A 7,851-nucleotide genomic window follows, 5' to 3' on the forward strand; every position below is an offset into this window, starting at 1 on the left:
CTTGCCCTGATGCCCTAATGCTGCCAAACCGCACATAGTTATAGGCCAGGTAGAGACCTACACCCGCAACAGTGCCGATGCAGGGTGCTAAAATCCGATCCCAGCTGCAGCGGCGCAGCAAAAAATACAGGGCCAAAACGGGTCCCAGTAAAATCCCAGCCGGTTTTGCCGCAATGGCCAGGGCCGCCAGCAGCCCTGTACCCCAATGGCCCCAGCGCGACTGGCCAAAGGCCAGATACAAGGCCAGGGTAATAATAAAACCCAGCAGCGGCTCGGCAAAAAATTCGCGGGCGTAGACCATGGCGGCGGTGCCAAAGGCATAGCCAATGGCGGCTATCAAGGCTCCCCGCCGCTGTCCTCCCAAACGCAGGGTCAGGCCATAGACTAGAACGGCGGTGGCGGCTGTCAGCAAAATATTGAGCACTAGCCCACAGGTGGCCGACGTGTACTGTACGGGCAGGTTGAGCAGGTTACCCAGGGTCATGCCCAGCCACACAAAGGGTACGGCTATCAGTGGCAATAGCGGATAGCGAATGGAGTAAAACTGGCCGTCTGGTCCCTGAATGCCGCCTGCACCCTTAGGAATGGAAAAATTCCCTTCCTTGATCAGCGATTGGGACATATGGAGCATGTCATTGCCGTCCACACCCCAGATACCTGGTTTTAGAAAGGCCAGATAGATCAGACAAATCGCGAGAAATAAGGCAATGGTGGGCAGCCCAAAAATCGGATGGTGCTCGTTTGATGGGTCCTGTGCCTGGCCAGTCATACTTAAGTTTTGATTAGTGGGTCAGTGCTTAGTGGTCAAAATTACGATAACTCTGACTCTGATATTTTGAGGGAACAGCTGTATTTGTCGACTCAAACTCAGAATTCAAAACGTCACTGTTCATAGTGCCCGCTGCCCTAGCTGAAGCCAGCAGGGCCTCCCCTCTTTATTAAATCGAATTGATGAACAGCGTGAATGCCCTAGATCCCGCTGCCCTGCTGGTGGCTCAATCTTGCCACAGGGCAATGCCTCCCAGCAGCCCTAACAAGTTAGGAATAATGGTCGTATTGTCAGGCAGGGTGAAGTTAATACGTTTAGCTTCTCCACCACCGATGTAGAGCCGGTCGTAGTTAAATAAATGCTCAAGGGACGCTATGGCCTTTTCCAAACGCTGGTTCCACTTTTCTTTGCCCACTTTTTCCAGGGCGGCGCGACCTAGCTGCTCTTCATAGGATTCTTTTTTGCGAAAGCGATGGTGGGCCATTTCCAAGTTGGGCACGAGATGGCCATTTACAAACAGCGCGGAGCCAAACCCGGTGCCGAGGGTCACAACCAGCTCTACTCCCTTACCAGAAATTGCTCCAAAGCCTTGAATATCGGCATCGTTGGCTACTTTAACCGGGCGGTTGAGCCGCTGGCTTAATTTGTCAGCCAGCGGATACTCTACCCAGGTTTTGTCCAGGTTAACCGCCGTGTAGATGACACCGTGGCGCACCACCCCTGGAAACCCCACCGATACGCGCGCAAAGCTGGGCTGGGCTGCAGCTAGCTTGACGATTACCTCAATAACGGCCTCAGGTGTAGCCGGAGACGGTGTTTTTAATCGAGCCCGTTCGCTGATAGCCTGGCCTGTGGCATCCAGCAAAATTACCTTAGTGCCGCTGCCGCCAATATCCACCGCCAGGGTGGTCACCGTCTCTGGATTTGGCGACGGCTCAGCGGATTGATCAATGGGCTTTTTATCTGTCAGCATAGAAATGGCCGTATAAGGGTGCTCCCTATTTTGCCTTTGGTTCAATTAATCATGCCAGCGCTGAGGCGGCTCAAATCGATAAATTTCTTCTAAAACAGTTACCCAGCTAGCCGCCACATCTGCCCAAATTTTTTCGCCCTTAGCGGCGGTCGCCACGGTAGCATCGCCCACCACACCACTTTGGGAAATATCCCGAGTGGTCCAACTAAATGGCAATGCCCCCTCCAAACTCAGCAGACCTTCACATTTGGGAGGATATTCCTTAACCGCCTGTTCCATCCGCACCTGGTCAGGCAAAATAGCCAGCATCAAACTCGTTTCGGCATCCCCAGCATGGATACCCTCCTGCTGTTCTTGATCACTGAGTAACTCATCCACCTGATGGGGCACCTGCCAAACAAAGTGGGGAAATACCCAAAAATCAGGCCGTCGCTGGTGCACATCCCGAGCCACGATTTCCAGCACCTGGGGCTGCCCCCCATGGGAATTTAGCAAGACCAGTTTGCGAAACCCAGCTTGATAAAGACTCTCCGCCACATCGCTGAGCACCGCCATCAACGTCGATGCCGAGAGGGTCACCGTGCCGGGAAACCCCCAATGTTCATTGGACTTGCCATAGCACAGGGGCGGCAAACAATAGACCGGGACCGATAGGTCTAACTGCTCCAACGCCCGACCAATAACCGCCATTCCCAAAGCCGTATCCACCGCCAGCGGCAAATGGGGACCATGCTGTTCAATCGCCCCCACCGGTTGGATAATCACAGCCTGTTCTTTATTCGCCATCTGGTCAACATCCTGCCAGGTCAAATAAGGATAAAAACGCTCAGGCGGAATTGTTTGATGCATAGCATAGTCACGTAGGTGGCGGTAACGCAGCCTCCATCTGCTCGGACACTACCCGGCACGGACAGAGGTATCAATCAATTAATTACACAAAATCACACAAACTATAGGCCCCCATTCCCTGGCAGCATAAGCCAATATGCTCAAGCATCCGGAAAAAAATAAAAACCTGTTGACAACTTGATTTTCGTTTCTGTATATTTGAATACAGAAACGAAACGTTCATTCCTGTTCGAGGTAATAGCAGCCATGGGCTGTTTTAGCTTTTGGTCTAGGAACGGAAGTAGGAAAGATAGCTGAGCTATCTCACCGAAGGAACGCGCCTCATCTTAACTCTCTACGTCTAATTTAAGGAGGCGAAATCCATGCAACTGTCTTATCGTGGCGTTAAATACACTGCTCCCGCTCGCAACATCACTTTAGAGGATGGTGATACTGCTTGCTATCGCGGCGTATCCTATCGCGTTAAAAAGGCTGTCGGTAACCGTCAGTCAGCTGTCAGCGGTCTAACCTATCGCGGCGTTCAGGTTCGCTAGGGCCTTGTTACCGGGGTGTATCGGATTACCTGAGGTGATCTGATCTATCCATTCTCTTTGTCTTGATGTCATCAGGCCCTTTCTATATGGAGAGGGCCTTTTTTGTGTTCTGGGTGTCCCTGTCTCATCTCTCCTGTCGCATCTATATAAGCCTCCCCCTGGGTTATGCTTGGACCAATGATGCTCATATCCGAGGGAACGCGTTGCTTTGCTTTCTTTCCTAGCAGGTTTATCAATCGGATTAGTGCTTCTATGGATCTCTCGACAACGCTCCGGGGCCAGACGTAAGGCGTTGTTTGATCGTATTAGCCTGCAACCGGAGGCTCAGTATTTTTCCTATGAAGCCCAAATTGCTAGTGCGATCGCAACCCAGAGCACTACTGTCAGTGATTTGCAGGCCGAGGTAGACGAGTTTAATCGGATTCTTCAGCGTTCCCCCTGGGGGTACTTAAAAGTCGACCAGGAGAACCGACTGCTTTGGTGTAATACCAAAGCCCAGCAGCTTTTGGGGATTGAACAGGCGGACTACACCTCATCGCCTAAGCTGCTGCTTGCGATCGCCCGGTCCTACGAGTTGGATCACCTTGTCGAGCAAACCCGCACCACCCAGACCGAATGTAAAAATAACTGGACTTTTCGCTCAATTTCGCCAGATCCCGCCAATTTGTCTGAACGACCGGCCTATCCACTGAGCGGTTATGGAATTCCCTTGAACCAGGGCAACGTTGGCGTATTTCTGGAAAATCGCCAGGAAGCCGTCATGCTGGCGCAGCAGCGGGATCGCTGGACCTCGGATGTCGCTCACGAGTTAAAAACACCGCTGACCTCAATCCGCCTGGTGGGTGAAACCCTACGCAACCGGATTGATCCTGGGTTGGTCACTTGGGCCGACCGGCTCCTAGGCGAAGTCAACCGCCTCAGTGCCCTGGTGGACGATATGTTGAGCCTCAGCCATCTAGAGCAGCAAGCGGAGCAGCGGTTAGAGGACACCGACCTAGTGAAGCTGCTGTATCAAGCCTGGCAGAGTCTAGAACCCCAGGCCAAGCTACAGAGTAAGGGATTAGACTATCAAGGTCCCGAATGTCAGATCGTTAAGGTCAATAGCGGTCTAGCGTATCGCATGATGCTGAATTTATTAGATAATGCCCTGAAATATAGTCCGCCCGAGGAAATAATCCATGTGCAACTGCAACCCTTAGCTCGGGGCAATACGGCAGGCATGCAATTGGACGTATTTGACTGCGGTGAGGGATTTCTGGAAAAAGATCTGCCCTTTGTCTTTGAGCGCTTTTATCGGTCTGATACATCAAGAACAAGGTCGGGGGGAGACGCGATCTCCACTGGAACCGGATTAGGATTGTCGATTGTTCAAAAAATTGTAGAGTCCCATCAGGGAACTGTCCAAGCCCAAAACCACCCTGAGACAGGTGGAGCCTGGCTCCAGGTATGGTTGCCTAAGTCTTTGGTCGACGCTGCTCCCAGCTATTCGGCAACGGGCCAGCAATAGGACAGTCGAAAAGCCGTTGTAGATCGAAAGAACAACTAAGTGATTTCACTGAGTTACTTTGTAGGTATTATGTTGTTTCAATCTACGTCGTCCTTTAACATACGTGTGTGGAAGCATAGTGTTGCACTCTGTTAGGCGTTTGTTTTCAACAGCTTGTTTTGCATCCCCGTAAATTTGGAAGGTTTACTGAACGTTTGTCTAAACAGTCCTTGCCCCAGCCATCTTCCGATGAAAAATTGCAGAAGCTTCTGTCACAGTGGGGGGTGGCCTCACGCCGCCGCTCGGAGCAGCTAATTGCGGGTGGGCATATTACTGTCAACGGTGTTAAGGCTCACATTGGTCAGCGGGCTAATCCAGCCGTAGATGACATTCAGATTGACGGTCAACCCATCAATCCAGAAAATCGTCCAGACAAGTACTATGTGCTGCTCAACAAACCTCGAGGTGTGGTATCCACCTGTGACGATCCCCAAGGTCGCAAAACCGTGATCGACCTGCTCCCCCAGCAGCTGCGGCAGGATGGCATCCGTTTGCACCCGGTCGGTCGGCTAGATACGGACTCCACTGGAGCGCTGTTGCTCACCAACCATGGTCAGCTCACTCAAACCTTGACTCATCCACGGCATCACATCACCAAAACCTATCGGGTCAGGGTACAGGGCTCACCCACCAGCCACTGTCTGACTCAGTGGCGTGACGGGATAAACTTAGCAGGACGGCTAACGGCTCCTGCCGACGTTAAAGTATTGAACCCCAAGCCTCCAGCCCTGCTGGAGATTGTGTTGCGAGAGGGACGTAACCGTCAAATTCGTCGGGTCGCTGAGCAATTGGGCTATCCGGTGCTCAGCTTACACCGTAGCAGCATCGGCTGTATTGATCTGGGGGCCTTGCCTTTGGGACAATGCCGTGAATTGATGCCACGGGAACTCAAAATACTCCTGAATCTTCTCTGACCGGGACTTTCAAGCTTCGTATGCTTGAATCACACCGGCAGTATGCTTAAATTGTTAAGAAACATTGTGATCCTATGAAACGCCAAGGTCCCACGAGTACTCAGCAGCAGGAGCATTTACTGGCTCTAGGCGCAGTGCTGCGTGATGCCCGCGAAGCAAGTGGTCAAACATTGGATGAAGTGGCGGGGCAAGTTTTGGTGCGGCCTCGGTTGCTCATCGCCCTCGAAGAAGCCCGCACCCATGAGTTACCTGAACCGATCTATGTGCGGGGTCTAATTCGACGCTACGGCGACGTGCTGGGTCTAGATGGTAATGCTTTATCCCAGCAATACGTGTCGATCCCGGCGCCCAAGAGCCCTGGGCGCAGCTGGTCGAGGGAGGCGGTGCAGTTACGTCCCTATCATCTATACGCGGCCTATGTGGCCCTGATCGCAGTTTCGGTCAGCGGCTTATCCTACCTGATGCAGCGTGCCCTTCCCCAGGATTCAGCTGAGCCTATTTTGGACCCAGTGGCGGTGGAACAGTTAACGCTACAGCGGACATCCCCTACACCTAGCGATTCGGCTACTAACCTGGCCGAGCCAGATGCGCCAGCTCCCGAGGAGCCCATTGTGGTCGCTGTTGAGTTTGTGCAGCAGTCCTGGGTCCGGGTTACGGCTGATGGCGATGAAGCCTATGAGGGTATTTTGCAGGAAGGGACCGAGCGTTCTTGGACAGCCCAAGAGTCCCTGACCATTCGAGCCGGTAATGCGGGTGGGGTGGTCCTAGCCTATAACCAGGGCACAGCAAAGCCTATGGGGCAGCCGGGTACAGTGGTTGAACAAACGTTTACACCGGGCGAGGGCGATGTGGTCAGTTTGGCCCGGTAATGGGAACGGGGATAATCCTTGGTGCATATCGCGTCAATAAGCCAATAACTCAATCTTTCCCTTTACTCTTTAATCGGCAGGGTTGTTGTCACCGTGGTGCCCTTTTGAGGCTGGCTTTCTAGCTGGATGTAACCTTGATGATTAGTGATGATGGCTTTTGCGATCGCAAGTCCCAAACCTGAGCCGGTTCCATCGCGACGACTGCGGGCCTTGTCCACCCGATAAAACCGATCAAATACCTGGGCCTGCAGCTCTTGGGGGATGCCAATGCCCGTGTCATCCACGGTGATCCGGTAGGCCATTTGTCCTTGCCACTGGGTGTATTCCAGGGTGACAGTGACCTCGCCCTGGGGGGTGTACTGAATGGCGTTGCTAATCAGGTTGGTGAAGAGCCGGGTGAGCTGGTCGCGATCTCCCGTTAGCTGGGGCAAGCTTGGTAAGCCAAAGGACGTATCTAACCGCCGGTACACCAGACTCAACCCTTGGCCATGGGCCACCAGCTCTTGTTCTTCCATGACTTCTGATAGGAGCTTGGGTAGATCTAGCTCCTCCCATTGCATGGGGATCAAGCCGCCGTCCTGTCGAGCCAAAAATAATAGATTATCCACCAGCCGTCCCAGCCTCCGGGTGAGCCGCTCCACCACCTGCAGCTGACTATGCTGAAAGGCCGCGTCCGGTTCAGGATCGGCGAGGGCTACCTGCACGTTGGTTTGAATCACGGCAATGGGGTTACGCAGTTCATGGGAGGCATCAGCCGTAAACTGCTTGAGCTGCTGATAGGACTGGCGCACCGGAGTCATGGCCAGCCCCGACAGCAGCCAGCCGATGGTGCCAGTGGCCACAATCGCCAGGCTAGACCAAAGACTGAGATCGATTACCAACTGACGGATGGGTCTACTGACCTCAAACCAGGGATGGCTGACCCGCAAATACCCCAGTACCTGGTTGTTGATTTGCACCCGGCGGCTAATTTGACGAAAGACCTGGGGGCTCTGGGCATTATCCGGATCGCCATTGAGTCCGGGTTTAATATGGACCGTCTCGCCAGCCGCATTGACTTGGAGCGGTAGCCCCATGGGGGCGGATAAGGTACTCCACTGCAGCTGGCCGCTGGGATCAAACCATTCGATATCGATGTGATCGTCCTCTAGGGTTTGGGCGTTATCCCGAAAACTACCGTCCACATTGACCTGCAGCGGTGCCTGTCCTTTAACTCCCACAGCCGTTAGGACGCGGCCCGTTGACGGAGCGGCGGCTTCAATCACCAAAGAACGCTGCACCACCTCCACCACATGGTTTAAGGTGTCATCCACCCGCTCCACCAGAGTATGGCGCACATAAAAGTACACGCCGCTGGCAAAAATCAACAGCAGAATAGCGGTAACAGTGGTGTACCAC

General features: G+C 53.3%; 7 protein-coding genes, 1 pseudogene and 1 riboswitch. Of the genes and pseudogenes, 4 read left to right on the forward strand and 4 right to left on the reverse strand.

Going from position 1 to position 7,851, the window contains the following annotated elements:
• The 3 genes and pseudogenes from IQ260_RS23635 to IQ260_RS23645 form a co-directional block, all read right to left on the reverse strand.
• Positions 1–769 (reverse strand): annotated as a pseudogene (locus tag IQ260_RS23635) (hypothetical protein); the annotation flags it as partial.
• 226 nt (positions 770–995) lie between these two features.
• Positions 996–1,742: an ROK family protein gene (locus IQ260_RS23640; RefSeq protein ID WP_193995540.1), complete on the reverse strand. Its 747-nt coding sequence runs from the start codon at positions 1,740–1,742 to the stop codon at positions 996–998.
• Between the two features lie 45 nt (positions 1,743–1,787).
• On the reverse strand, positions 1,788–2,591 hold the full coding sequence (locus tag IQ260_RS23645; protein ID WP_193995541.1) for a creatininase family protein: 804 nt from the start codon (positions 2,589–2,591) through the stop codon (positions 1,788–1,790).
• A 214-nt stretch (positions 2,592–2,805) separates the two neighbouring features.
• A riboswitch (Glutamine riboswitch) is annotated at positions 2,806–2,912 on the forward strand.
• Between the two features lie 41 nt (positions 2,913–2,953).
• On the opposite strand from IQ260_RS23645, the gene IQ260_RS23650 reads away from it, so the two are divergent.
• The 4 genes from IQ260_RS23650 (at position 2,954) to IQ260_RS23665 (ending at position 6,453) form a co-directional block, all read left to right on the forward strand.
• Positions 2,954–3,124, forward strand: coding sequence for a DUF4278 domain-containing protein (locus IQ260_RS23650; RefSeq protein ID WP_193995542.1), 171 nt, complete (start codon positions 2,954–2,956; stop codon positions 3,122–3,124).
• Between the two features lie 244 nt (positions 3,125–3,368).
• Positions 3,369–4,631 carry a sensor histidine kinase gene (locus IQ260_RS23655; protein WP_322745033.1) on the forward strand — a complete coding sequence of 421 codons (1,263 nt, stop codon included), beginning with the start codon at positions 3,369–3,371 and terminating at the stop codon, positions 4,629–4,631.
• Positions 4,632–4,825: 194 nt separating this feature from the next.
• Positions 4,826–5,584: a pseudouridine synthase gene (locus tag IQ260_RS23660; RefSeq protein ID WP_228016384.1), complete on the forward strand. Its 759-nt coding sequence runs from the start codon at positions 4,826–4,828 to the stop codon at positions 5,582–5,584.
• Between the two features lie 74 nt (positions 5,585–5,658).
• A complete protein-coding gene (locus IQ260_RS23665; protein ID WP_193995545.1) occupies positions 5,659–6,453 on the forward strand; it encodes a helix-turn-helix domain-containing protein in 795 nt (264 codons plus the stop codon).
• Positions 6,454–6,515: 62 nt separating this feature from the next.
• Here IQ260_RS23665 and IQ260_RS23670 read toward each other — a convergent pair.
• A partial coding sequence (locus IQ260_RS23670; RefSeq protein ID WP_193995546.1) for a sensor histidine kinase occupies positions 6,516–7,851 on the reverse strand: 1,336 nt, incomplete at its 5' end.

It is taken from the genome of Leptolyngbya cf. ectocarpi LEGE 11479, from assembly GCF_015207065.1.
In the GTDB taxonomy this organism is placed as follows: domain Bacteria; phylum Cyanobacteriota; class Cyanobacteriia; order Phormidesmidales; family Phormidesmidaceae; genus Leptothoe; species Leptothoe ectocarpi.

Excerpts from the sequence above, each read along its gene's own strand:
- IQ260_RS23640 (WP_193995540.1), bottom strand. The coding sequence starts at position 1,742 with ATGCTGACAGATAAAAAGCCCATTGATCAATCCGCTGAGCCGTCGCCA.
- IQ260_RS23645 (WP_193995541.1), bottom strand. The coding sequence starts at position 2,591 with ATGCATCAAACAATTCCGCCTGAGCGTTTTTATCCTTATTTGACCTGG.
- IQ260_RS23650 (WP_193995542.1), top strand. The coding sequence starts at position 2,954 with ATGCAACTGTCTTATCGTGGCGTTAAATACACTGCTCCCGCTCGCAAC.
- IQ260_RS23665 (WP_193995545.1), top strand. The coding sequence starts at position 5,659 with ATGAAACGCCAAGGTCCCACGAGTACTCAGCAGCAGGAGCATTTACTG.